21 protein-coding genes are annotated in these 21,068 nt (G+C 72.0%); 8 read left to right on the top strand and 13 right to left on the bottom strand.

Going from position 1 to position 21,068, the window contains the following annotated elements; genetic code table 11:
• Window positions 1–113 precede the first annotated feature (113 nt).
• The gene (locus ACIBJG_RS06955; protein ID WP_399304771.1) at window positions 114–1,229 is read right to left on the bottom strand and encodes an alpha/beta hydrolase-fold protein; all 1,116 of its coding nucleotides are present in this window, start codon (window positions 1,227–1,229) and stop codon (window positions 114–116) included.
• 119 nt (window positions 1,230–1,348) lie between these two features.
• Between ACIBJG_RS06955 and ACIBJG_RS06960 the strand changes: the two genes are divergently transcribed.
• Both ACIBJG_RS06960 and ACIBJG_RS06965 read left to right on the top strand, forming a co-directional pair.
• The gene (locus tag ACIBJG_RS06960; RefSeq protein ID WP_399304774.1) at window positions 1,349–1,561 is read left to right on the top strand and encodes an MbtH family protein; all 213 of its coding nucleotides are present in this window, start codon (window positions 1,349–1,351) and stop codon (window positions 1,559–1,561) included.
• 122 nt (window positions 1,562–1,683) lie between these two features.
• Window positions 1,684–4,167, top strand: a complete 2,484-nt coding sequence (locus tag ACIBJG_RS06965; protein ID WP_399305387.1) for an ATP-dependent Clp protease ATP-binding subunit — start codon at window positions 1,684–1,686, stop codon at window positions 4,165–4,167.
• A gap of 48 nt (window positions 4,168–4,215) precedes the next feature.
• Here ACIBJG_RS06965 and ACIBJG_RS06970 read toward each other — a convergent pair whose 3' ends face one another.
• Window positions 4,216–6,549: an FdhF/YdeP family oxidoreductase gene (locus tag ACIBJG_RS06970; RefSeq protein WP_399304777.1), complete on the bottom strand. Its 2,334-nt coding sequence runs from the start codon at window positions 6,547–6,549 to the stop codon at window positions 4,216–4,218.
• Between the two features lie 268 nt (window positions 6,550–6,817).
• Here ACIBJG_RS06970 and ACIBJG_RS06975 point away from each other — a divergent pair, with 268 nt between their 5' ends.
• The 3 genes from ACIBJG_RS06975 to ACIBJG_RS06985 all read left to right on the top strand — a co-directional run bounded on the left by ACIBJG_RS06975 (window position 6,818) and on the right by ACIBJG_RS06985 (window position 10,219).
• Window positions 6,818–7,462 carry a DUF1345 domain-containing protein gene (locus ACIBJG_RS06975; protein WP_399304780.1) on the top strand — a complete coding sequence of 215 codons (645 nt, stop codon included), beginning with the start codon at window positions 6,818–6,820 and terminating at the stop codon, window positions 7,460–7,462.
• Window positions 7,463–7,594: 132 nt separating this feature from the next.
• Entirely contained in the window at window positions 7,595–8,353 is a 759-nt protein-coding gene (locus tag ACIBJG_RS06980) for an IclR family transcriptional regulator (protein WP_399304783.1), read from the top strand.
• Between the two features lie 81 nt (window positions 8,354–8,434).
• Window positions 8,435–10,219 carry a serine/threonine protein kinase gene (locus ACIBJG_RS06985; protein ID WP_399304786.1) on the top strand — a complete coding sequence of 595 codons (1,785 nt, stop codon included), beginning with the start codon at window positions 8,435–8,437 and terminating at the stop codon, window positions 10,217–10,219.
• A 70-nt stretch (window positions 10,220–10,289) separates the two neighbouring features.
• Here the strand turns inward: ACIBJG_RS06985 and ACIBJG_RS06990 are convergent, their stop codons facing one another.
• A complete protein-coding gene (locus ACIBJG_RS06990) occupies window positions 10,290–10,703 on the bottom strand; it encodes an organic hydroperoxide resistance protein (protein ID WP_399304789.1) in 414 nt (137 codons plus the stop codon).
• A 120-nt stretch (window positions 10,704–10,823) separates the two neighbouring features.
• On the opposite strand from ACIBJG_RS06990, the gene ACIBJG_RS06995 reads away from it, so the two are divergent.
• The gene (locus ACIBJG_RS06995) at window positions 10,824–11,339 is read left to right on the top strand and encodes a MarR family winged helix-turn-helix transcriptional regulator (RefSeq protein WP_399304792.1); all 516 of its coding nucleotides are present in this window, start codon (window positions 10,824–10,826) and stop codon (window positions 11,337–11,339) included.
• 90 nt (window positions 11,340–11,429) lie between these two features.
• Here ACIBJG_RS06995 and ACIBJG_RS07000 read toward each other — a convergent pair whose 3' ends face one another.
• Window positions 11,430–12,122 carry a hypothetical protein gene (locus ACIBJG_RS07000; protein WP_399304795.1) on the bottom strand — a complete coding sequence of 231 codons (693 nt, stop codon included), beginning with the start codon at window positions 12,120–12,122 and terminating at the stop codon, window positions 11,430–11,432.
• A gap of 254 nt (window positions 12,123–12,376) precedes the next feature.
• On the opposite strand from ACIBJG_RS07000, the gene ACIBJG_RS07005 reads away from it, so the two are divergent.
• The gene (locus ACIBJG_RS07005; RefSeq protein WP_399304798.1) at window positions 12,377–13,483 is read left to right on the top strand and encodes a DnaJ C-terminal domain-containing protein; all 1,107 of its coding nucleotides are present in this window, start codon (window positions 12,377–12,379) and stop codon (window positions 13,481–13,483) included.
• A gap of 34 nt (window positions 13,484–13,517) precedes the next feature.
• Here ACIBJG_RS07005 and ACIBJG_RS07010 read toward each other — a convergent pair whose 3' ends face one another.
• The 6 genes from ACIBJG_RS07010 to ACIBJG_RS07035 form a co-directional block, all read right to left on the bottom strand.
• On the bottom strand, window positions 13,518–13,865 hold the full coding sequence (locus ACIBJG_RS07010) for a DoxX family protein (protein ID WP_399304801.1): 348 nt from the start codon (window positions 13,863–13,865) through the stop codon (window positions 13,518–13,520).
• 188 nt (window positions 13,866–14,053) lie between these two features.
• Entirely contained in the window at window positions 14,054–14,686 is a 633-nt protein-coding gene (locus ACIBJG_RS07015; RefSeq protein ID WP_399304804.1) for a class I SAM-dependent methyltransferase, read from the bottom strand.
• Between the two features lie 30 nt (window positions 14,687–14,716).
• Window positions 14,717–15,502: an SAM-dependent methyltransferase gene (locus ACIBJG_RS07020; protein WP_399304806.1), complete on the bottom strand. Its 786-nt coding sequence runs from the start codon at window positions 15,500–15,502 to the stop codon at window positions 14,717–14,719.
• 149 nt (window positions 15,503–15,651) lie between these two features.
• The gene (locus ACIBJG_RS07025; RefSeq protein ID WP_399304809.1) at window positions 15,652–16,665 is read right to left on the bottom strand and encodes an NAD(P)/FAD-dependent oxidoreductase; all 1,014 of its coding nucleotides are present in this window, start codon (window positions 16,663–16,665) and stop codon (window positions 15,652–15,654) included.
• Window positions 16,662–17,183 (bottom strand): isoprenylcysteine carboxyl methyltransferase family protein, encoded by a 522-nt coding sequence (locus ACIBJG_RS07030; protein ID WP_399304811.1) that lies wholly within the window; start codon window positions 17,181–17,183, stop codon window positions 16,662–16,664. The genes ACIBJG_RS07025 and ACIBJG_RS07030 overlap by 4 nt, the downstream gene beginning before the upstream one ends.
• Window positions 17,184–17,195: 12 nt before the next feature.
• On the bottom strand, window positions 17,196–18,251 hold the full coding sequence (locus ACIBJG_RS07035) for a type III polyketide synthase (RefSeq protein WP_399304814.1): 1,056 nt from the start codon (window positions 18,249–18,251) through the stop codon (window positions 17,196–17,198).
• 118 nt (window positions 18,252–18,369) lie between these two features.
• Between ACIBJG_RS07035 and ACIBJG_RS07040 the strand changes: the two genes are divergently transcribed.
• Entirely contained in the window at window positions 18,370–19,242 is an 873-nt protein-coding gene (locus ACIBJG_RS07040) for a UbiA family prenyltransferase (protein WP_399304816.1), read from the top strand.
• Between the two features lie 15 nt (window positions 19,243–19,257).
• Here ACIBJG_RS07040 and ACIBJG_RS07045 read toward each other — a convergent pair whose 3' ends face one another.
• The 3 genes from ACIBJG_RS07045 to ACIBJG_RS07055 all read right to left on the bottom strand — a co-directional run bounded on the left by ACIBJG_RS07045 (window position 19,258) and on the right by ACIBJG_RS07055 (window position 20,895).
• Window positions 19,258–19,785: an HAD domain-containing protein gene (locus tag ACIBJG_RS07045; RefSeq protein WP_399304819.1), complete on the bottom strand. Its 528-nt coding sequence runs from the start codon at window positions 19,783–19,785 to the stop codon at window positions 19,258–19,260.
• Window positions 19,786–19,807: 22 nt separating this feature from the next.
• Complete coding sequence (locus ACIBJG_RS07050; protein ID WP_399304822.1) at window positions 19,808–20,542, bottom strand: SDR family NAD(P)-dependent oxidoreductase; 735 nt, start codon at window positions 20,540–20,542, stop codon at window positions 19,808–19,810.
• 170 nt (window positions 20,543–20,712) lie between these two features.
• A complete protein-coding gene (locus ACIBJG_RS07055; protein WP_399304825.1) occupies window positions 20,713–20,895 on the bottom strand; it encodes a DUF6381 family protein in 183 nt (60 codons plus the stop codon).
• Between the last annotated feature and the right edge of the window lie 173 nt (window positions 20,896–21,068).

Here is a 21,068-nt window from a genome sequence, read left to right on the forward strand (position 1 = left end):
GCTCTCGGCGTGCCGGACGGAAGTCCTCGTACCGGACGTACTCGGGCTTTCGGCCGGTGCGGCGAGAGTGCGTGCCGGGCGTCGCGACGGGGCAAACGTTGCCTGCCGTGGCACTAGGAGCTCTCGCCGAGTACCCAGGCGACATCCCTGAGCAGGGCGTGCCGCCAGCCGGCCCGGTCGTGGCCGGACGCCGACCGTGACACCCGTACCGTCGCGCCGGCCTCTGCGGTCAGGCTCTCGACCAGCTCGCAGTGGGGCAGCATCCGTGGCTCGTGCTCCCCGACGTCGAACGCGACCCGCAGCCCGGTCAGGTCGGGGCGTGCCCGCAGGCGTGCGGCCACGGAACCGCCGGGAGCGCCGCCCAAGGGGTCCGCCAGATCCCTCGCGGCAGGTGTCCACCAGAACGACCCCGACTGGCAGGCGACCCGCGACACCAGTTCCGGGAACTCCAGGGCCGCGTTGAGCGCGCTCAGCCCGCCGAGGCTCTGTCCGGCGACCACCAGCCGGTCCGGGTCCGCGCTCACTCCGGACTCCGTGACCAGCGGCAGCAGTTCGTCCCGGACCGCCTCCCACAGCCCGGACCCGGCCCGGAACTCGGCAGCCCGGTCCCTGGCGGGAAGGAAGAGGAGTGTGACGGGCGGAATCTCGCCGACGGCGACGGCCGAGTCGAACGCGGCCATGGCCGGATGCAGGTACAGCCAGTCGTCCCCGTCCAGCAGCAGGACCACCGGCCCGCCGCCGCCCGCCGGGTGGACGCGCACGGTACGCCTCCCGCCGAGCCGTTCGCTGTTCCAGCGGAGCCGGGTACCGGGGAGGGGGAGTACGTCGTCGGCGCCGACGAGCGGCCAGTGCGGCTGGGCAGGGGCGTCCGGGGCCGAGGCGACGGAACGGTCCGGGCCGGCACCGGCCGGGTTGAGCGGGTCCGCGTACGCAGTACCGTCCGCGAGGAACTGGTACGTCACCCGCAGTCGTGCGGGCACGGGAACTTCGGCGTACCAGCAGTCGGTGTCGCGCCACCGGCGCAGGGGGACCGGCTCCGACCAGCTCTCGAAGCCGATGCTCGCGGGCGAGCCGCGCCGGAGGAACAGGGTCACCCAGCCGCCGTCGCCGGCGGGCACCGACACGGGTGTGCGCGCCGCCGCCCAGAACGCGTCGGTGCCGGGTGCGCCGTGCAGTCCGAACGCGGCGAAGTCGTCCTCGGTGCGGATCCGTTCGGTCACCGGGGGCATGAACGTCTCCTTGTGAGAGGTAAGAAGGACCGGCTAAGCTCATGTCGATTAGGGGAGCCTAACCTAAGCTTGACTTCTCCTTCCATCCTCGACCCATGACCCGAGCGAGGTACCGACATATGAGCACCAACCCGTTCGACGACCCCGACGGCCGGTTCCTGGTCCTGGTCAACGGTGAGGGCCAGCACTCGCTGTGGCCTTCCTTCGTGGCGGTGCCCGGAGGCTGGACGGTCGCCCTCGACGAGAACAGCCGGCAGACGTGCCTGGACTTCGTCGAGGCCAACTGGACCGATCTGCGGCCGCGTTCCCTCACGGCAGCCACGGAGCTCTGACCGGCCCGTCCCTCCAGTCGCCCAGGGCGACCGCAGCGTCTTCGACGGGTGGTTCCACTCCGTTTGCAGAGCGGCGCACATGGGGTTTCAGTGGGAGGACCCCATGCTTGTCTGGAGCTGACATGTCGATGGCGTTCGGTTCACCCTTCGGTTCGTCCGATCCGTTCAGCGAGATGTTCGACCGGTTCTTCGGTATGTCGCCCTCCTCGTCGCCACCTGCCGTGCAACGTGTACCCATCGGCCGCCTGCTCACGGAGTCCTCGCACGAGCTCCTGGGCCTGGCCGCGGGGAAGGCGGCCGAGAACGGCACCGCCGACCTCGACACGGAACACCTGCTCTGGGCGGCCACCCAGGTGGACCCCGCCCGGAGGCTGCTCACCCAGGCCGGTGTCGACGTCGACACGCTCGCGGCCCGGATCGCCGAGGTGCTGCCCCGCGAGGCGGGCGAACCGTCCGCGGAGCCCGGGCTCACCCCGGCGGCGAAGCGCACCCTCGCCACCGCCTACGGCGACTCGCAGGCGGCAGGGGTGTCCTACATCGGCCCCGAGCACATCCTGAGCGCACTCCTGGAGGACCCCGACTCCGGCGCCGCGCGGTTCCTGCGCGCTGAGGACATGGACACGCAGAAGCTGAAGGGCCACACGGAGCAGGCGGCCCGGGGGGACGGTGCCCCCGCCGCCGGGAAGCCGCCGTCGACGACGCTGGACGAGTACGGCATGGACCTCACCGAGGAAGCGAAGGCGGGCAGGCTCGACCCCGTCGTCGGCAGGGCCGAGGAGATCGAGCAGACCATCGAGATCCTCTCGCGGCGTTCCAAGAACAACCCGGTGCTCATCGGGGAGCCCGGTGTCGGCAAGACCGCCATCGTGGAGGGACTGGCCCAGCGGATCGTGGCCGGCGAGGTGCCCGACACCCTGAAGGACAAGAGGGTCGTCTCCCTGGACCTGTCCGGAATGGTGGCCGGTGCGCAGTACCGCGGGCAGTTCGAGGAGCGGCTCAAGAAGGTCATCGAGGACGTCCAGGCGGCAAGCGGCGACATCATCCTCTTCATAGACGAACTGCACACGGTTGTCGGCGCCGGCGCGACGGGCGAGGGCTCGATGGACGCGGGCAACATGCTCAAACCCGCACTGGCACGCGGTGAGCTCCACGTCGTGGGAGCGACGACGATCGACGAATACCGCAAGCACATCGAGAAGGACGCCGCCCTGGAGCGCCGCTTCCAGCCCGTCCTCATCCCCGAGCCGACCGTCGAGGAAGCGGTGCAGATCCTCGAAGGGCTGCGGGACGCGTACGAGGCACACCACCAGGTCCGCTTCGCCGACGGCGCCCTGACCGCGGCGGCGGAACTCTCCGACCGCTACATCAGCGACCGCTTCCTGCCCGACAAGGCCATCGATCTCATGGACCAGGCAGGCGCCCGCGTACGGCTGCGCAGCGCCGGTCGTTCCACCGAGGTCGTCAGCCGGGAGGACCGCCTCGCGAAGCTGCGACGGGAGAAGGACCAGGCCGTGGCCGGCGAGGAGTTCGAGAAGGCCTCGGAGCTGAAGCGGCAGATCGCCGAGGTGGAGGGCGAGCTCGCGGGCATCGAGGAGCGCCGTGAAGGCGTTGTCTCGGTCACCGCCTCCGACATCGCCGACATCGTCTCGCGCCGCACGGGGATTCCCGTCTCCCAGCTCACCGCGGGCGAGAAGGAGAAGCTCCTCCGGCTGGAGGAGGAGATGCACGCCAGGATCGTCGGCCAGGACGAGGCGGTCACCGCGGTCTCCGAAGCCGTGCGCCGCAATCGCTCGGGCATGGGGGACCCCAACCGTCCGGTGGGCTCGTTCCTCTTCCTGGGGCCCACGGGAGTCGGCAAGACCGAACTCGCCAAGACACTGGCCGAACTGCTCTTCGGCGAGGAAGACCGCATGATCCGGTTCGACATGAGCGAGTTCCAGGAGAAGCACACCGTCGCCCGGCTCGTCGGCGCGCCTCCCGGATACGTCGGCTACGAGGAGGCCGGCCAGCTCACCGAGAAGGTCCGCCGCATGCCCTACAGCGTGGTGCTGTTCGACGAGGTGGAGAAAGCGCACCCAGACGTCTTCAACACGCTGCTCCAGATCCTCGACGACGGCCGCCTCACCGACGGACAGGGCCGCACGGTCGACTTCCGGCACTGCGTCGTCATCATGACGTCCAACATCGGCGCCCATCGCATCCTGGCCCACAAGGGTGACGCGGCCGAGCTCAAGGACGAGTTGATGGAGGACCTCCGAGGGCGGTTCCTGCCCGAGTTCCTCAACCGCATCGACGACATCATCATCTTCCACAGCCTCACCGAGGAAGACCTGTCGGCGATCGTCGAACACCTCCTGGACCGGAGCAAGCACCGCGTCCACGCACAGGGCCTGACCCTGGAAGTCACCGACGCGGCGAAGAAGTTGCTGGTCGCTCACGGCTATCAGCCGGAGTTCGGCGCCCGGCCGCTGCGCCGCACGATACAGACCGAGCTCGACAACCGCGTCGCCTCGTTGCTCCTGGGCGGCGAGACCGAGCCCGGGGACACGATCGTCGCCGACGTGCGGGACAACTCGCTGCACTGCACGGTTCGCGGCGCGGCCTGACGGCAGAGAGGACGCAGCCCCGGCGGATCTCCGCCGGGGCTGCGTCGTTCAGGCGGCGGGGTCGATGGTGACCTTGACGTGTTTCATGATCGGCTGGTCGCTCTGGGTGCTGTAGTCGCCGATCGCGCACAGCACGTTCATCTCCGGCATGTACCCGGCCGCGCAGCCTCGGGGGATGTCGTACGGGATCGCGAGGTAGCCGTTGAGGGAGCGCCGGCTGCCGTCCTTCGCGGTGCTCGTGATGTCGACGGGACCGAGGTCGGCGATGCCGCGCTCGCGCATGTCGGCCCGGTTCATGAAGACGAGTGCGCGCAGGTTCTTGATACCGCGGTAGCGGTCGTTGTCGGAGTAGATGGTGGTGTTCCACTGGTCGTGCGAGCGCATGGTCCCCAGGGCCAGGGTGCCGGCGGCGGGGACGACGTCCGGCAGGGCGGCGTCGGAGAACTCGGCGCGCCCGGACGAGGTGCGGAAGACCAGTTCGCGGGCGGGCTGCCTGAGCCGGAAGCCGAGGGGCAGGCGCACCCGGCGGTTGAAGTCCTCGAAGCCGTCGAGCGCCCGGGCCATGGTGTCCCGGATGCGGTCGTAGTCCTCGATGTACCAGTGCCACGGCGTGGCGCTGCCGGGGAGAGCCGCGCGCGCCAGGCCGGCGACGATGGCCGGTTCGGACAGCAGGTGCGGTGAGGCGGGCCGCTTCATCCCGATCGACAGATGGACCATGCTCATCGAGTCCTCGACGGACGTGCTCTGGATCCCCTTGCGCTGATGGTCCTTCTCGGTCCGGCCCAGGCACGGGAGGATCAGGGCCCGGCTGCCGTGGACGATGTGGCTGCGGTTGAGCTTCGTGCTCACCTGGACGGTGAGGTCGCAGGCGCGCAGCGCCTCGTAGGTGTACGGGGTGTCGGGCGCGGCAAGGGCGAAGTTGCCACCCATGGCGACGAACACCTTCACCTCGCCGCTGCGCATCGCGTGGATGGTGCGGACGGTGTCCAGACCGTGCTCACGGGGCGGTTCGATGCCGCAGACCTCGGCGAGGCGGTCCAGGAACGCGTCGGTGGGGCGGTGATCGATCCCGCAGGTGCGGTTGCCCTGGACGTTGCTGTGTCCTCGTACGGGTGAGGGGCCGGCCCCTTCCCGGCCCAGATTGCCGCGGAGCAGCAGCAGGTTGACGATCTCCCGGACGGTGTCCACGCCGTGCTCGTGCTGGGTGAGTCCGAGGCACCAGCTGACGATGGAGCGGTCGGCCTCGCGGTACACGCGGGCCGCCTCCAGGATGTCGGCGCGGCCAAGGCCCGACTGGGTCTCGATCTCCTCCCACGGCGTGGCCCCGCACACCGTGCGGTACTCCTCGAAGCCGACGGTGTGACGGTCGATGAACTCCTGGTCCAGCGCCTTGGGGTCGGTCCCCGACTGCTCCAGGATCGCCTTGGCCATGCCGCGCAGCAGCGCCATGTCGCCGCCGATGCGCGGCTGCAGGTTCAGGGTGCTGGTCCGGGTCGGCTTGAACAGCGCCATGTCCACGAAGTCGTGCGGGACGATGGTGCGCGTGGCGGCCGCCTCGACCAGGGGATTGACGTGCACGATCCGGGCGCCGCGGTCGTGGGCCTCGGCGAGGGCGGTGAGCATCCGCGGTGCGTTGGAGGCGGCGTTGACGCCCAGGATGAACAGCGCGTCGGCGGACTCCCAGTCCTTGAGGTCGACCGTCCCCTTGCCCGTGCCGAGGGACGCCTGAAGTGCGCGGCCACTCGCCTCGTGACACATGTTGGAACAGTCGGGCAGGTTGTTCGTGCCCAGCTCGCGAGCCATCAGCTGGTACAGGAACGTCGCCTCGTTGCCTAGCCGCCCCGAGGTGTAGAACGCCGCCTGATTCGGGTCGGCCAGCTCGCGCAGAGCCTGCCCGGCCAGTTCGAACGCGTCCTTCCAGCTGATCGGGACGTAGTGGTCCGAATCGGGGTCGTACACCATCGGCTCGGTCAGCCGGCCCTGGTTCTCCAGCTCGTAGTCGCTCCACCCGGACAGCTCGGTCACCGAATGGGCGGCGAAGAACTCGCGTCCGACCCGCTTGCGCGTCATCTCCCAGGTGACGTGCTTGATGCCGTTCTCGCAGATGTCCAGATGCAGGCCCTTGGTGTCGTCGGGCCACGCACATCCGGGGCAGTCGAACCCGGTGTTCTCATGGTTCATCCGCATGATCGCCCGCGGGCCGTCCACCAGCGCGCCCTCGCGTACCAGGAAGCGGCTCACGCTCTTGGCCGCGCCCCAGCCCGCCGCGGGGTGGTGGTAAGGGCGAAACTCGGGCTTTCCCTCCGGGGCGGGCCCGATTTCGGACTCCCGGGGCTCCTGGCCGTCACCTGTGGCGCTCAAGTTCCTCAACCCTTCAACCATGTGGGGTGGCTGACACATCGGTGCTCTCGGGCAGGCTATGCCCGGTCCTCCAGGCCCGCCATCCGGTCCCGGAGGCCCCGCAGCCCCGGATCCCGGTCCTCGGCGGCGGCCTGCTCCGGTACCTCTCGCGACGGCTTCGGAATCGCGTTGTACTGCCACAGGAGGACGACGCTTCCGGCCTGCGGGCGGCTCGTATCCGCGGAGGAAGTCCGAGACCTTCACCGAGCCACCGAGCCAACGAGCCACCGAGCCACCGAGGCGGTCGATCTTGAAGTTCGTCAGGCATGGACTGCCGCTGTCCGCGGTTTCCCGACTCGCGGGTTCGGCCGTCGTCGGAGCGGCGACCGGTGTGATCGTCGGCGCGCTGACCAACACCCCGCTGGGCCTGCTCGCCGGGATCGCCTCGGTGGAGACGGCCTTCGTCGTGGCGGGCTGGCTCGTCCTGTGGCCGATGGATGCCGCCACCACGCATCACAACGCCCGGCGAGAGGAGTTCCGCCCCGTCACCGAGGAACTCGTCGTCGTCACCTCCGCCCTGTGCGGGCTGGTCGGCATCGTGCTGCTGCTCCTGGTCGGCCGGTCGGACCTGGGTCACGCGGCGGCCGCGACGGCGCTGTGCGGCGTGTTCATGGCCTGGGCCGCACTCCACCTGATGTACGCCACCCGCTACGCGTACCTCTACTACCGGCCGCCGAAGGGCGGCATCGACTTCAATTCCGAAGCCCTGCCGCGCTACATCGACTTCCTCTACTTCAGCTACAACCTCGGAATGACCTACCAGGTCTCCGACACCAACGTGTCGAGCTCCACGTTCCGCGCGATCGTCCTGAGGCACTGTCTGCTGTCGTACGTCTTCGGCGCCAGCATCCTGGCCACCACGATCAACCTCGTCGCCGGGATCGTCACGGGCTGAACCGGCGTGGGCGGTCTGCGTGGCCCGGGGCGACGTCGACGAGCCGCCCCTCCCGGGACGCCGGACGGTATTCCCGCCCGGCGCCGCGGGGACGCGTTGCCGCTCCGGCTTCCCGGGGTGATGCTTGAGTGCATGTCTGACCAAGCGGAGCCCGAGCCCGTCGCGGCTGTCAGGCGTGCGCTCCGCCTGCTGGAGGCCGCCGGGGCGCACGGGGGCGGTGCCGCCGCCGAGCAGCTGGCCCGGGAGGCCGGGCTGCCCCTGGTCGTGGTCAGGGAGATGCTGCCCGCCCTGGTCCGGGACGGGTATGTGACGGAGCCGGCCGACGGCACCTTCGTCCTTGCCGACGCGAGTGCCGGGCCGGGCGGGGCGCAGGACGGCCAGGCCCTGCTGGAGCGCGTCCGGCCCGTGCTGACCGCGCTGCGCAACGATCTGTCGGCCGCCGTCTATCTGACGCTGTACGAGGACGGCGAGATCCGGGTCATGGAGATAGTCGACAGCGCCCGGACCCCCCGCGTGGACCTCTGGGTGGGCTTCGAGGACGCCGGGCACGCCACTGCCCTGGGCAAGAGCGTGCTGCGGGAACTCGATGCCGAGGCGCGCGCCGAATACCTGTCCCGGCACTCCCTGACCGGTCTCACACCCAGGACCATCACGCGCAGGGAGGAACTCATCCGGCAGCTCGACGCCCCTTCGGCCGCGCCGCTCGTCATGGACCGGGAGGAGTACGCCCGCGGCACCACGTGTATCGCGGTGCCGGTGTACAGCGGCGATCAGATCGGGTCCCTCGGGATCTCCTTCCGGTCGGACCGGATGTACCGGTCCGTCCAGGTCCGCGAGGGGCTGCTGTCATCCGCGATCCGGGTGTCCAGGGGGCTCTCGCTTCCCGACTGACCTGGCGGGGGCCCGGCGGAACGGGAAGGCGAGTTACGGCCGGTCGGCCCGCCGCGAGAGCGGGTGTGGCACAGTCGGGCCGTGGACGCACTGAGGCCCCGGGACCCCGCGCGAATAGGCGCCTACCAGCTGATCGCCCGCCTCGGTGCGGGCGGCATGGGGCAGGTGTACCTCGGCCGCTCTCCCGGTGGACGGCTGGTGGCCGTCAAGGTCATCCGTGACGAGATCAGTGACCATCCCGACGCGCTGGCCCGCTTCAGACGGGAGGCCGCGACGGTCGCGACGGTCCGCAGCGCGTACACGGCGCAGTTGATCGACGTCTCCCTCGGCTCGTCCCCCTACTGGCTGGCCACCGAGTACGTCGCCGGTCCCACCCTGCGTGGCGCCGTGGGTGCGGGCGGACCCTTTCCGCCGGACAGTGCGCTGCGCCTGCTCGCCGCGCTCGCGGAAGGGCTGGCCGCCGTCCATGTCCACGGCGTCACGCACCGGGACCTGAAACCGCAGAACGTCATCCTCTCGGCGCAGGGGCCGCAGCTCATCGACTTCGGGATCGCGCGGGGGCTGGAGCAGACGATCCTCACCCAGGAGGGGGCGGCGTCCGGGACACCCGGATTCACGGCCCCCGAGGTGCTGCTGCGCAACGACGCGGGACCGGCGGCGGACATCTTCGCACTGGGCGCGACCCTCGCCTGCACGGCGACGGGCCGGCCACCGTACGGCACAGGTGACGCGGCGGCCGTGAGCTACCGGACCGTGTACGAGGACATCGACCTGGAAGGAGTCCGGCCGGACCTGGCCGCGCTGATCCGCGCCTGTGTGGCCAAGGATCCGGCGGACCGGCCGGACCTTGCCACCGTGATCGCCGGATGCGCGGTGGACTCACCGCTGGCGTCGGATCCGCACTACCGCTCCGTGGCGCAGGCGGCCGGCCCCGTGCTCGTACCCGAGTACGAGGGCCCGCCGCCCCCGCCCGGTCCGGAGCCGGACACCGTGCGGGCGTCGGGAACGGGGGCCGGCACCCGGCCGGAGCCTCCCGGGCCGGGTGCGAGCAGCGCAGGAGGTCCGGCGAAGGACGGGGCCGGGCGGTCACCCGGCACCACGGCCCCTTCCGGCGGCCCCGAACGTCGGCGTCGCTCACCGCGGGGCACGACGTGGCTCGCCGTGTGCGCGGTGGCGCTCGCCGCACCGCTGACGGCCTGGCTGCTCCTCGGACCGGACGGCAAGGGGGCCGCCACGGTCACGCCCGACGCCGCCCGGTCCGGACAGCCCGCGGCGTCCGGGTCTGCGGGCGGGACGTCGCGGGGCCGGAGTCCTGACGGCGGAGGTACGACCGCCGGACCGCCGGATTACCTGGTGAACGACCGCGTCTCGCACGACCGCTGGACCCTGTCCGAGGATCCGGAGCAGGCCGCCCTCGGCAGTGGCTCCTGCGATCTCGACAGCCTTCCCGAGGACTCGCCTCCGAACGGCCTGTTCTCCTCCGTCTCGCACACCACCGGCTCGGACACGGCCACGGTGACCCTGCGTCCCAAGGACGTGGGGGAGGGCAAGCGCCCCAAGCCCTACTACATCTCCGTCGGGGTGCGGCCCCCGCACGAGACGGACCGTGCCACCGGCCGGCCGCTCACGTCCGTCAGCAAGGGCATCGGGTTCACCAGCAAGCCGGTCGACCTCTACGCGCGGTGGTCCTCGGGCGGCTCCGTCAGGCTCAGGTACCCCGACGACTTCCGGGGCCACTTCGGTGAACGCGCCGTCGACGCGCTCCCGGTGGGGGACGACCGGGGCGACTGGACCGTCGTGATTTATCACGTGGACGGCGGACCCTCGGCGTACGCCTCCGTCGTCTGCAACGGTTTCCACGCCTGACGCGGGGCCCGGCGCGGGGAGGGAAGCAGCCGGCGGCGGGGCCACCGCCGCCCGGACTCCGCCGCCCCGACTACTCGATGACGAGCTCGACCGGGATGTTGCCGCGGGTCGCGTTCGAGTACGGGCAGACCTGGTGCGCCTGCTCGACCAGCTTGCGACCGGTGGCCGCGTCGACCGACCCGGGCAGCTCCACCCGCAGCGTGACCGCGAGGCCGAAGCCCTCGCCCTGCTTGCCGATGCCGACCTCACCCGTCACCGCGGCGTCGGTGACATCGACCTTGGCCTGACGGCCCACGAGGCCCAGGGCGCTCGCGAAGCACGCGGCGTACCCGGCGGCGAACAGCTGCTCCGGGTTGGTGCCGTGCCCGTTTCCGCCCATCTCCACGGGGATGGCCAGCTGCAGATCCAGCGTGCCGTCGGAGCTGACGGCACGGCCGTCACGGCCGTGGGTGGCGGTGGCGACGGCGGTGTAGATCGATTCCATGGGAAACCGTTCCTCTCGGAGGTCATGTTCGGCGGGCGGTGTCCGGCCGCTTCCCCTGAAGTGAAGCACACAACTGAGTTGTGCACAATCAAATGGGGTGTCCGGCGTTATGCTGAATCCATGACCGCCACGCCCAGCCCCGCTCACCAGGCCCCGTCCGAGGCCGACTACCTCCGCCTCGACCAGCAGATCTGCTTCTCCCTGAACGCCGCGTCGCGCGCCTTCGGCAGTGTCTACCGGGTGCTCCTCAAGGACCTGGGACTCACCTACCCCCAGTACCTCGTGATGCTGGTGCTCTGGGAGCACGGCGAACTGCCGGTGAAGGCCTTGGGGCAGCACCTGAGGCTGGACTCCGGCACCCTGTCGCCGCTGCTGAAGCGACTGGAGGCGGCGGGTCTGGTACGGCGCGAGCGGAGCGCCCGCGACGAGCGATCCGTACAGGTGCACCTCACGGGCGACGGCACGGCCCTGCGCGAGCGGGCGCTGCTCGTGCCGCGCCGGATCGCCGCCGCGACCGGCTTCGACCTCGACGAGATCAGCGAACTGCGCGACCGCCTCGACCGGCTCACGGCCGCACTGGACGCGTCCGCGCTGGACGAGGGACCGGACGGCAGTGGCGGGGGCGCGGAGGAGTAGCACCGTCCTTCCGCGCCGGCCGGCCCCGCGGCTCGGATGACCGTTTCGTGGCGATCAGCACCTGTGCACGCCGTACTGCCGCCCGGCCGGTCAGGCGGCGTACGCGCTGATCGCCAGTGTTCCGGACAGCACCGTCCACAGCGCCCAGGCACCCGTACGGCTCGCCACCGCGCACAGTGCGCTCTCCGTGCAACGGGTCGGCCGGTCCTGCCAGGCGCTCACGACCAGGTAGTGGAAGCCGAAGGTGCGGGTGAACGAGAAGCGGATGTGCAGGCCGTCTCCCAGGTCGTGGCCGGGCAGGGTCGCGATCTGCAGATCGGTGGCACCGACGGCTTCCACCCGGACCGGGTTTCCGCCCAGCAGATCGCACTCGTCCGCCGCCCGGATCCGGGACGGACACCCACCGCTCACCGGGAACAGCCAGAAGTTGTCAGTGAGCTGCCGGCGTACGCCGTGGGGGCTGGTGAAGGGGTGAAAGCCCAGGGAGTAGTCGTACCGGTACAGCCACTTCACGCCGCCGTGGCACGACGCGGGTCCGTCGCCGCATCCCTCGGCGACGGCACCCCGGCTGCCCGACGGCCGGAAGGGCGGTGTGCCGGCGTACGAAGGCGGGGCCGGGGCGACAAGCACGAGCGAGACCGTGAGCACGACGGCCGACGCGCAACGCGCGGCCGTACGGGTGAACGCCGCTACGCGCCGGAGCCCCGGCGTGACCTTTCGGCCCACCGCCCGCCGAGCCGATCCGTGGGAGGCGCGGCCCCGGGTGCGATTCGTCTTCCGCATCAGCACCTCCCGATGTGCGGTACGAGCCACATGGACGGTATGTCCTCGTGCGGGGTTCGGCATCTCAGCGACAGGCGGCACCGCGCCGGGCGCTCCCGCACCGGCTCGGCCATCCTGGGGCCGTGCGGGTGCAACTGCCGTACAGGTGAGGCGCGTCAGACCAGACATACCCCGCCCGGTGGCGTGTCGCTGAACCGTGAACCGGGCGCGGGGCGGGTACCGAGGCGCTCGTGAGGAGTAGGGGTGGGGGAACCATGGTGAGCAGCAGGACCCGCCAGGCGTCCCTGGTGGCCCTTGTCGTCGGATGCCTGTCCCTCTTCCTGGGGCTGGCCACGTTCATCGGCGGTGGGGCCAGGTGCGGCGGCGACACCGGCGTGATGGCCGGGAACACCTGCGTCACGACGAACGGGGGAGACTACAGGTCCACCGCCCGCAAGGTCACGCAGGCCGAGGTCGACGACGTGAGGCGTTCCCAACGCGCGCTGGGCAAGGGGGGAATGGTCGTCGGTGCGTTGCTCGTACTGGGCGCCGCCGGGCTCGCCGCCAGGGACCGTCGTTCAAGGCGGCCGGTACGCGCGCGGGTGTCGCTGACCGCCGAGCAGGCTTGCGCGGGCGGTGCGACGCCCGTCCGCTTCCGGGCCCGCTCCCACTGCCCCCACTGCTCCGGCACCGGTGACCGCGCAGGAGGCGCGGGGCGCAGGTGCCCACGGTGCTGGGGCAGCGGCCTGGGCCGAAGCCGCCCCCGAACGGTCACGGTGCGCCTCCCCGTCGGCGTCCGGGACGGGAGCACTCTGCGGGTGCGCGGCCGGGGTACACCGGGGAGGGGAACGGAACCGGCGGGGGACCTGCTCCTGTCCGTACGGATCGCAGGGCCGGTGCAGCGCCCCGGGACGGGCGCTCCGTCGCCCCGGCGGCGGACAACCCCCGCACCGTCGCGCCCGGCGGCGGGCACCGCCCCGCCTCGTGGCCGGGCGGCCGCTCCGCGGGACGCGGGCAGCGGTCCCGTCACCATCGACGCCGGAGGCATCCGGATCACGGCGGGCCGGGAGGGCGTCACCGTGCGCGAGGAACGACGCTTCTCCGGAGGCCGCGACGCGTGGGTGACCACGCACGAACTGCGCTGGCCGGACATCGCCCTGCTGGTGTTCGACAGCGACCGGCACGATCCGGTGGTGGCGTTGTACGCGATCCCCCCGAAGGCGTCCCTGGCCGGCCAGGGACGGCAACACCTTGCCGACTCCCGGAAGTTCACGTCCGCGGACTGGGAGGCCCTTGCCGCCGGGATCGACCGGCACAGCCAAGGACGCATCGCCCTGGACCTCGCCTCCCGCCGCGAACCAGGAGGCCTTCGCGATTCCTGAACCGGGCCGCCGTCCGGTGGCCCGGAGCCGGGGTTCAGGCAGCGAGCCCCAGCACCATGGCCCCGACGACCGGCGCCGCGTACACCAGCGGGAAGGGGATGTGTGTGTACCAGCGGGCCCGGATCACGGTGACGACCGCCCCGGCGAAGTACAGCACCAGGCCCGCACCGGCCAGGAGGCCGATGACCGGTACGAACAGTCCGGCGACCAGGCCCACGGCCCCGGCGGCCTTCGCCGCACCGAGCCACGTCCACCAGGAGCGGGGGACGCTGTAGTCGGTGAGGGCCTGGACCACCCACTGGGCGCGGAAGAGCAGGGCCCCGGCGGAGTAGCCGGCCATGGCGGCGGCGACGAGAGTGACGACGACGTGGGCGAGGGACATGGTGGAAGCTCCTCATCGGGCGGGTGCCGGTGTGTTCTCGCCGGCCTCGGTGGCCGGTCCGGCACTGCTCTGAAACGCCCCGACGGGAAAACGTGACACGTCCGCGAAGATTCCTTCGGATTCTTTCCGTGCGGCGCCGCGGGGACTTCACGCCCCCGCGGCGCCGCTCCGTCAGGTCCGCCGTGCTGTCAGGTCCGCCGTGCCAGCAGGAACAGATGCGGTTCCGGTACGGCCGCCGGGTGGTCCGGGGTGAAGAGGGTGCTCTCCCTTTCCAGGACCGTGAATCCGGTCGCCGCGACCAGCGCGGTGAACTCCTCCTCGCCGAAACTCGTCACCTGCACCGCCTGGTCCATGAACGTGCCGCTCACCCCCTCCACGTCCAGCGGTACCGTCGCCACGGCCAGATGGCCGCCGGGCCGCAGCACCCGGGCGGCCAGTCGCAGTACGTCCCTCTGCTCGGCGCGGGGCAGCTGAAGGAGCGCGAAGTACACGCAGACCGCGTCGAAACTCCCGTCCTCCAGTGGCAGATCACGGACATCGGCGCAGCGGAACTCGGCCCCGGGCACCTGCCGGGACGCGATGTCCACCATGACGGGGGAGACGTCGACGCCGAGCACCTCGTGGCCGGCTTCGGCCAGGGTCTGCGCGGTCGGCCGCCCCGTGCCGCTGCCGACGTCCAGCACCCGGCTGCCCGGAGCGAGCCGCTCCAGCAGGTGTTCCAGCGAGGCCCGGTGTGCGGCCGATTCACCGAAAGCCCGTTCGTAGTCGGTACCGAGAGCGTCGAACACCGACGCGGCAGTGGGGTGCTGAGCCGAATCCATCGCGGATCCCCTTCTTCTCCTGTTGTTCTGTTACGGGACGCGGGCCACGGCCACGTACAGCCCGCTGTGCTCGGGCTCCGGTGCGGGCGTGCCACGGAACCACTCGGGGGCCGTCACCAGCCCCGGCTCGGCGATGTCCAGCCCGTCCAGGAACAGGGAGAACTCGGCCCGGGTGCGCAGCGCCAGTCGTATGCCGCCCTTGTCGTACTCGTCGGCCCCCTGCTGTCCCCGCTCCGGGTTGACGTCGGACGCGCCCTGGGACAGCACCACGTAGCTGCCCGGTGACAGCGCGTCCGTCAGCGTGCGGACGATGCCGATCGGGTCCACGTCGTCGGGGAGGAAGTGCAGCAGGCCGAGCATCGAGAGGGCCACCGGACGGCGGAAGTCCAGGACCTTGTGGGCGGCCTCGACGATGGTGCCCGGTTCGCGGACGTCCGCCGGGACGTAGTCGGTGGCTCCCTCTGGCCGGCTGATCAGCAGTGCCTCGGCGTGGCGCAGGACGATCGGGTCGTTGTCGCAGTAGACGACCCGCGAGGCCGGGTTGATCCCCTGGGCTATCTGGTGGAGGTTCGGCGCGGTCGGAATGCCGGTGCCGATGTCGAGGAACTGGTCGATGCCCTCCCCGGCCAGCCAGGCCGTGGCGCGGTTCATGAACGCGCGGTTCTGATGGGCGCCGATCTTCGCCTCGATGGGGAGCTGTTCCGCCACCGCCTGGTCGACGGGGTAGTTGTCCTTGCCTCCGAGGAGCGCGTCGTAGACGCGCGCCGACTGCGGCCTGCTGGTGTCTATCGGGGGCTGGGACGTCCCTGTCGTCATGGCGAACTCCGTTGCAGATGAGGTGAAACCGCTCCTGCGGCGAAGTCTGCCACAACAACGCCAGGATGATCATGTGGTGTTGCGGGGTGCCCGGGGCGCCTGCCGGGCGGGTGACCTGCACTGTCCGGGAACCCGGTATAACACGGCCCCTACTGCAGTGCGCGCACCGCCGCACCGAACAGGGCCGGAGCGCGATGCGCGGCGGGCACGATCATCTGTGCCGTGGCGGGACGCCGGGCCAGCGACAACAGCCCCTCGGTGAGGAGTCGATGACGTCGGGTCAGGCGTGCCCACCCGGCCGGGTAGTCCTGCGGTCGGCCTGCGGCGAGCGAGTCCACCGCCGCACCGGCCGTCGCCACGGCCAGAGCGACTCCCTCGCCGGTCAGCGCGTCCACATAGCCCGCGGCGTCGCCGACCAGCAGGACCCGTCCCGCCCGCTGAACCCGCGCCCGCTGACGCAGGGGCCCGGCGCCCCGCACGGCACCGGCCTCCCGGCCGAGAAGTGTGGCGGCCAGGCCGGGGAAGGCCGCCAGTTGGCTCTCGTACGCAAGACGCCCCCCGCTGAGCACGGCCACACCCACCAGGCCGTCCTCGAGCGGCGTCACATATGCCTCACCGTGCCGGGACCAGTGCACCTCCACGAGCTCCGTCCAGGGGGCGACGCGGTAGTGCCGGCGCAGCCCGTACCGGCGCACCGCCGTTCCGGGACCGTCCAGACCGAGCCCGCGGCGGACGGGGGAGTGCAGCCCGTCGGCCGCGATCAGCCAGCGGGCGGTGAGTCCACAGGCACCGACCCGGTCAGCGCTCTGCCGCACGTCCCCGACCTTCCCCGGCACGATCCGGACGCCGAGCTCCACCGCCCGCGCGTGCAACGCGGTGTGCAGTGCGGTCCGCCGCACCCCGAGCCCGGCCCGGCCGCGGAACGCCGCCGCCACGCTTCGCGCGCCCGCCACGTAACGGATCCCGCGCAGGGGGTGGCCTGACACCTCGACGCCCAGGGCGCGCAGTGCGGCCACCCCGCTGGGCATGATGCCCTCGCCGCACGCCTTGTCGACGGGGGCGGTACGGGGTTCGACGACGACGGCCTCCATACCGAGCGAGGCTGCCCGGATCGCCGCCGCCAGGCCGGCCGGGCCGCCGCCCGCGATCAGGAGATCGATCACGCCGGCACGCCCCCGGCCGAGGCAAGCGCCGCCTCCTCGCACCGGACCCGCACGGCCATGAGTGCCGTGTTGAGCACGGTGAAGAGCACCGCCGTCACCCACGCGCCGTGGACCAGCGGCAGCGCGATGCCCTCGGCGGCGACGGCGACGTAGTTGGGGTGGCGCAGCAGACGGTACGGTCCTCCGGTCACCAGGGGCAGCCCCGGCACCACGATGACGCGGGTGTTCCACCGGTGTCCGAGCGTACGGATGCACCACCAGCGCAGGGCCTGGGCGGCCACCACCACGACCACCATCGTCCAGCCGAGCAGCGGGACGAACGGCCGGTCCGTCAGCCCGGCCTCGGCCAGACACCCCGCCAGCAGCGCGGTGTGCAGGGCGACCATCGCCGGATAGTGACCGCGGCCCGACTCGGTTCCGCCCCTGGCCAGCGCCCAGCGCGTGTTGCGCAGGGCGACGGCGAGTTCGGCCAGGCGCTCGCCCGCCACGGCCAGCACCAGTGCCGTGTACCAGATCATGTGTCCTCCGACCTACCATCGCAGCAGCACCAGTTCGCAGCAGAAACCGGGCCCCATGGCCAGCAGCAGACCGGGAGAACCCCGCTCGGGCCGCCGCTGCTCCAGCGTGTCCCGCAGGACATGGAGCACGGAGGAGGAGGACAGGTTCCCCACCTCGGCCAGCGAACGCCAGGTGATGTCGAGGGCGCCGTCGGGGAGCGAGAGGACGTCGGAGACGGCCTCCAGGACCTTGGGGCCGCCCGGGTGGCACACCCAGTGGGCCACGTCCTTCGGCTTGAGCCCGTGCTCCGCGAGGAACTCGCTCACGTCGTCCGCCAGATGGCGGCGCACGACATCGGGGACGCCGGGATCGAGCACCACCTTGAAGCCCGAGTCGCCGATGTCCCAGCCCATGACGTGCTCGGTGTCCGGGTACATACGGCTGCGCGTGGCCACCACCTCGGGGCCCGTCTCCGGCGCCCGGCCCTCGCCGAGCGCCACCACGGCGGCGGCCCCGTCACCGAACAGTGCGGTCGCCACCAGGTTGGCGGGCGACGCGTCGCCGCGCTGGAAGGTGAGGGAGCACAGTTCGACCGAGAGCAGCACCGCCACGTCGTCGGGCCGGCCCAGCAGATAGTCGTGGAGCCGGGAGATCCCCGCGGCCCCGGCGACGCAGCCGAGCCCGAAGACCGGCAGCCGTTTCACGTCCGGGCGCAGGCCGAGCCGGCCCACGAGCCGGGCGTCGACGGAGGGAGCGGCCACGCCGGTGACCGAGGTGAACATCAGCAGGTCCACGTCGGCCGGCCGCAGTCCCGCCGTCCGCAGCGCACCGCGCAGCGCCTCGGCGCCGAGATCCACGGCCGCCTTGATGAACACGTCGTTGGCGTCCCCGAAACCGTCCAGCTCCGCGTAGCGCTCCAGAGGCAGCACCATGTTCCGGGTACGCACCCGGGCGTTCTCGTGCAGCCGGTCCAGGACGCGACGGTCGGCGCCCGGCGGCAGGCAGGTGCGGGCCACCATGTCGGTGACCTCGCGCTGGGTGTGGCGGTACGGGGCCAGGGTGCCGTGCACGGCTGCGATCCGGGTCATCCGGGGCCCTGCTTCTCAGGCGTCATGGCCCATCCCTGCCCCGCCTGAGGGACAAAACACCGCAAACAACCCGTGCGGCTGTCTGGTCCGCCGTATCAGGAGTACCTACGATCACGCGATGGGCACTCCGGATCCGTCCCGCGCCTACGTCGCGCCCGCGTGGCCGCTCCGCCGCACAGCGGGGGCGCTGGCCCGTTCCTGCCATCCGGGGCCGGTGGTCGCGGTGACGGCCATCGCGGGCGCCCTCGGCGCGGGCGTCGGCCTCGACGCCCTCCGCTGCGCTCTCCTCGTGGCTGCTGTGCTGAGTGGGCAGCTGTCCGTGGGCTGGTGCAACGACGCCTTCGACGCCCGGCGGGACGCCGCCGCCGGCCGCAGGGGCAAACCGGTGGCCGACGGATCGGTGAACCGCCGGACGGTCTGGACGGCGGCGTTCACCGCCGCCCTGCTGTGCGTTCCGTTCTCCCTGGCCTGCGGCCCGCTCGCGGGCGCGACGCATCTGACAGCCGTGGCCGCCGCCTGGGCGTACAACCTGAAGCTGAAGGCCACGGTCCTGTCCTGGCTGCCGTACGCCATCGGATTCGGCACCCTGCCCGCCGTGGCCGCCCTGACCCTGCCCGGCCGCCCCGGCCCGACGTGGTGGGCGGTGACCGCGGGCGCGCTGCTGGGCCTGGCGGCCCACCTGGGCGATGTCCTGCCCGACATCGAGGACGACCTGTGCCACGGAGTGACCGGCCTCCCGCACCGGCTGGGAGCCACCACCACCGCACTGCTGCTGCCGGTGCCCCTCGTGGCCGCCTCCGCGGTCCTGGCCCTCGGCCCGCCCGGTCCGCCCGGGCCCTGGGGAGCCGCGACGCTCGCCGTCGCGGCTCCGGCAGCACTCGCGGGACTCCTGTTCGCCCGGACCTGGCGCAAGGCGCCGCTCGCCGCGGCGGCCGTGGTCGCGGCAGCGGCGGTGACGCTCCTGCTGGTCCGCGGCACCGCCCCGGTGTGACCCGGCCCGCGGCCGTCACACGGTGCGCAGCCAGGTGTCGAGCAGCCGGAGATCGGCGTCGGTCAGGCCCGGCGCGGGATCGACGCGATGGAGCAGGGCCGGCCCGTTGTGGTGTGTGGCGACCCAGCGCCGGTCCCGGTCGGTGATCTCGTCGTCCACCCACGCGAAGGCCCGCCCCGCCGCCCAGCCGACGAGCGTGCGTGTCTTCCAGTGCAACCCGGCTCGGGCGTCCCGCACGTCCCGCTCGTCCTCATCGGAAGGGGCGGGCCAGATGACCACGGGGAGCTCCGGCAGCCCGAGCCGGGGTGCGACGACCGCGTTCGCCTCGTCCTGCCACGTCGTCGCCCAGACCGGCTCGCACGCGAGGGCGGCCAGCCGGGGCCCGAGCGCCGGGTCGATCCTGTCCAGCAGCGGGTTCGCCCCGGCTCCCGCCGGCCCCGGCCCTGCCGGGTACACCGGGTGCCCGCCGGTGCGCGGGCCGAACGGGACGAGGGGGCCGTCGACATCGAGGAAGAGCAGCGGGAGCCCGCCGGGACCGGTCACGGCTGCACCGTACGGCCGGAGGTCAACGGCCCCCCGCCACCCGCAGAATCGCTCCCGTGGCGTACGAGGCGTCGTCCGAGAGCAGCCAGGCGACGGCGCCGGCGATCTCCTCGGGCTGCCCGGGCCGGCCCAGCGGGATTCCGGCGGCGGCCTTGTCGGGGCGCTCCGGGTCCGCGTGGAAGCCGGTCCGGATGATGCCGGGGGCCACCGCGTTGACGCGGATGCCGGCCGGCCCGACCTCCTTCGACAGTCCGACGGTCATCGTGTCCACGGCTGCCTTGGCCGCGGCGTAGTGCACGTACTCGCCCGGACTTCCGAGCGTGGCCGCCGCCGACGACATGTTCACGATGGCCCCGCCGCCCGACCGGCTCATGTCGCGCACGGCGCGCCGCGCGCAGAGCAGATAGCCGACGACGTTGACGTCCAGCGCGCGCCGGAGGCCGGCCGCGTCGGCATCGGCGAGGGGGCCCGTCGGGCCGCTCACCCCGGCGTTGTTGACCAGACCGGTGACCGGGCCGAGCTCCGAGGCCGCCGTGTCGAACAGCAGGTCGACGCCGGCCTCGTCGGTCGTGTCCATCCGCACCGTGACACAGCGCCGGCCCGTCTTCCGAACGGCCTCGGCGACGCTCTCCGCCGCCGGGGCGTCGGAGCGGTATCCGAGCGCGATGTCGTGGCCGTCGGATGCCAGACGGGCGCAGACGGCGGCTCCGATGCCTCTGCTGCCGCCCGTGACGACGGTGACCGGATGACGGCTCATGCGGGGCCCCTCACTTCTGCGACGACGACATGACGTCCTCGGTGAGGCCTCATCGTAAGGAGCGCTGATCAACTGTCCTCCGGGCGGGCCGCGCCCGCGCGCACGCCGATGGGCTGCCACCCCCTCATGGAAGGGTGGCAGCCCATCGTTCGCGAGTGCGCCGCGAGTGACTACAGGGGGCGGTCGCTGCCGCCCCGGCCGGCCGGCTGCTCGCTCTGCTCGTGCAGCTTCCGGGCCTTCTCCTGGAGCCGGCGCCGCTGCTCCGGGTCGCTCGTGCGCTCCGCGGCCTCGGTCATGTGCTTGGCCTTCTCGCGCATCTGCTGGGCTCGGCCGGTTTCTCCTGCAACGCTCATCGTCGCTCCTTGAACGGTAGGGAAGAGCGGGCCCCCTCAGGGAAGCAGCGCTGCGTGAGCATCGCATTCCGAACCGCTACGTACGGTGAAAGTGCCAGGTGAGGTGGGTGCGGGGACCGGACCGGCGCGGTTCGGGCACCCGTTGCGGAACCGGCGTGATCGGGGCGGCCCGG

It is taken from the genome of Streptomyces sp. NPDC050422, assembly GCF_044458665.1.
Taxonomy (GTDB): domain Bacteria; phylum Actinomycetota; class Actinomycetes; order Streptomycetales; family Streptomycetaceae; genus Streptomyces.

Coding starts and splice junctions, on each gene's coding strand:
- ACIBJG_RS07040 (WP_399304816.1), top strand. CDS start 18,370: ATGGGCACTCCGGATCCGTCCCGCGCCTACGTCGCGCCCGCGTGGCCG.
- ACIBJG_RS06965 (WP_399305387.1), top strand. CDS start 1,684: ATGTCGATGGCGTTCGGTTCACCCTTCGGTTCGTCCGATCCGTTCAGC.
- ACIBJG_RS07035 (WP_399304814.1), bottom strand. CDS start 18,251: ATGACCCGGATCGCAGCCGTGCACGGCACCCTGGCCCCGTACCGCCAC.
- ACIBJG_RS06960 (WP_399304774.1), top strand. CDS start 1,349: ATGAGCACCAACCCGTTCGACGACCCCGACGGCCGGTTCCTGGTCCTG.
- ACIBJG_RS07050 (WP_399304822.1), bottom strand. CDS start 20,542: ATGAGCCGTCATCCGGTCACCGTCGTCACGGGCGGCAGCAGAGGCATC.
- ACIBJG_RS07020 (WP_399304806.1), bottom strand. CDS start 15,502: ATGACGACAGGGACGTCCCAGCCCCCGATAGACACCAGCAGGCCGCAG.
- ACIBJG_RS06995 (WP_399304792.1), top strand. CDS start 10,824: ATGACCGCCACGCCCAGCCCCGCTCACCAGGCCCCGTCCGAGGCCGAC.
- ACIBJG_RS07005 (WP_399304798.1), top strand. CDS start 12,377: ATGGTGAGCAGCAGGACCCGCCAGGCGTCCCTGGTGGCCCTTGTCGTC.
- ACIBJG_RS07000 (WP_399304795.1), bottom strand. CDS start 12,122: ATGCGGAAGACGAATCGCACCCGGGGCCGCGCCTCCCACGGATCGGCT.
- ACIBJG_RS06980 (WP_399304783.1), top strand. CDS start 7,595: ATGTCTGACCAAGCGGAGCCCGAGCCCGTCGCGGCTGTCAGGCGTGCG.
- ACIBJG_RS06970 (WP_399304777.1), bottom strand. CDS start 6,549: ATGGTTGAAGGGTTGAGGAACTTGAGCGCCACAGGTGACGGCCAGGAG.
- ACIBJG_RS06990 (WP_399304789.1), bottom strand. CDS start 10,703: ATGGAATCGATCTACACCGCCGTCGCCACCGCCACCCACGGCCGTGAC.
- ACIBJG_RS07030 (WP_399304811.1), bottom strand. CDS start 17,183: ATGATCTGGTACACGGCACTGGTGCTGGCCGTGGCGGGCGAGCGCCTG.
- ACIBJG_RS07055 (WP_399304825.1), bottom strand. CDS start 20,895: ATGAGCGTTGCAGGAGAAACCGGCCGAGCCCAGCAGATGCGCGAGAAG.
- ACIBJG_RS06955 (WP_399304771.1), bottom strand. CDS start 1,229: ATGCCCCCGGTGACCGAACGGATCCGCACCGAGGACGACTTCGCCGCG.
- ACIBJG_RS07015 (WP_399304804.1), bottom strand. CDS start 14,686: ATGGATTCGGCTCAGCACCCCACTGCCGCGTCGGTGTTCGACGCTCTC.
- ACIBJG_RS07010 (WP_399304801.1), bottom strand. CDS start 13,865: ATGTCCCTCGCCCACGTCGTCGTCACTCTCGTCGCCGCCGCCATGGCC.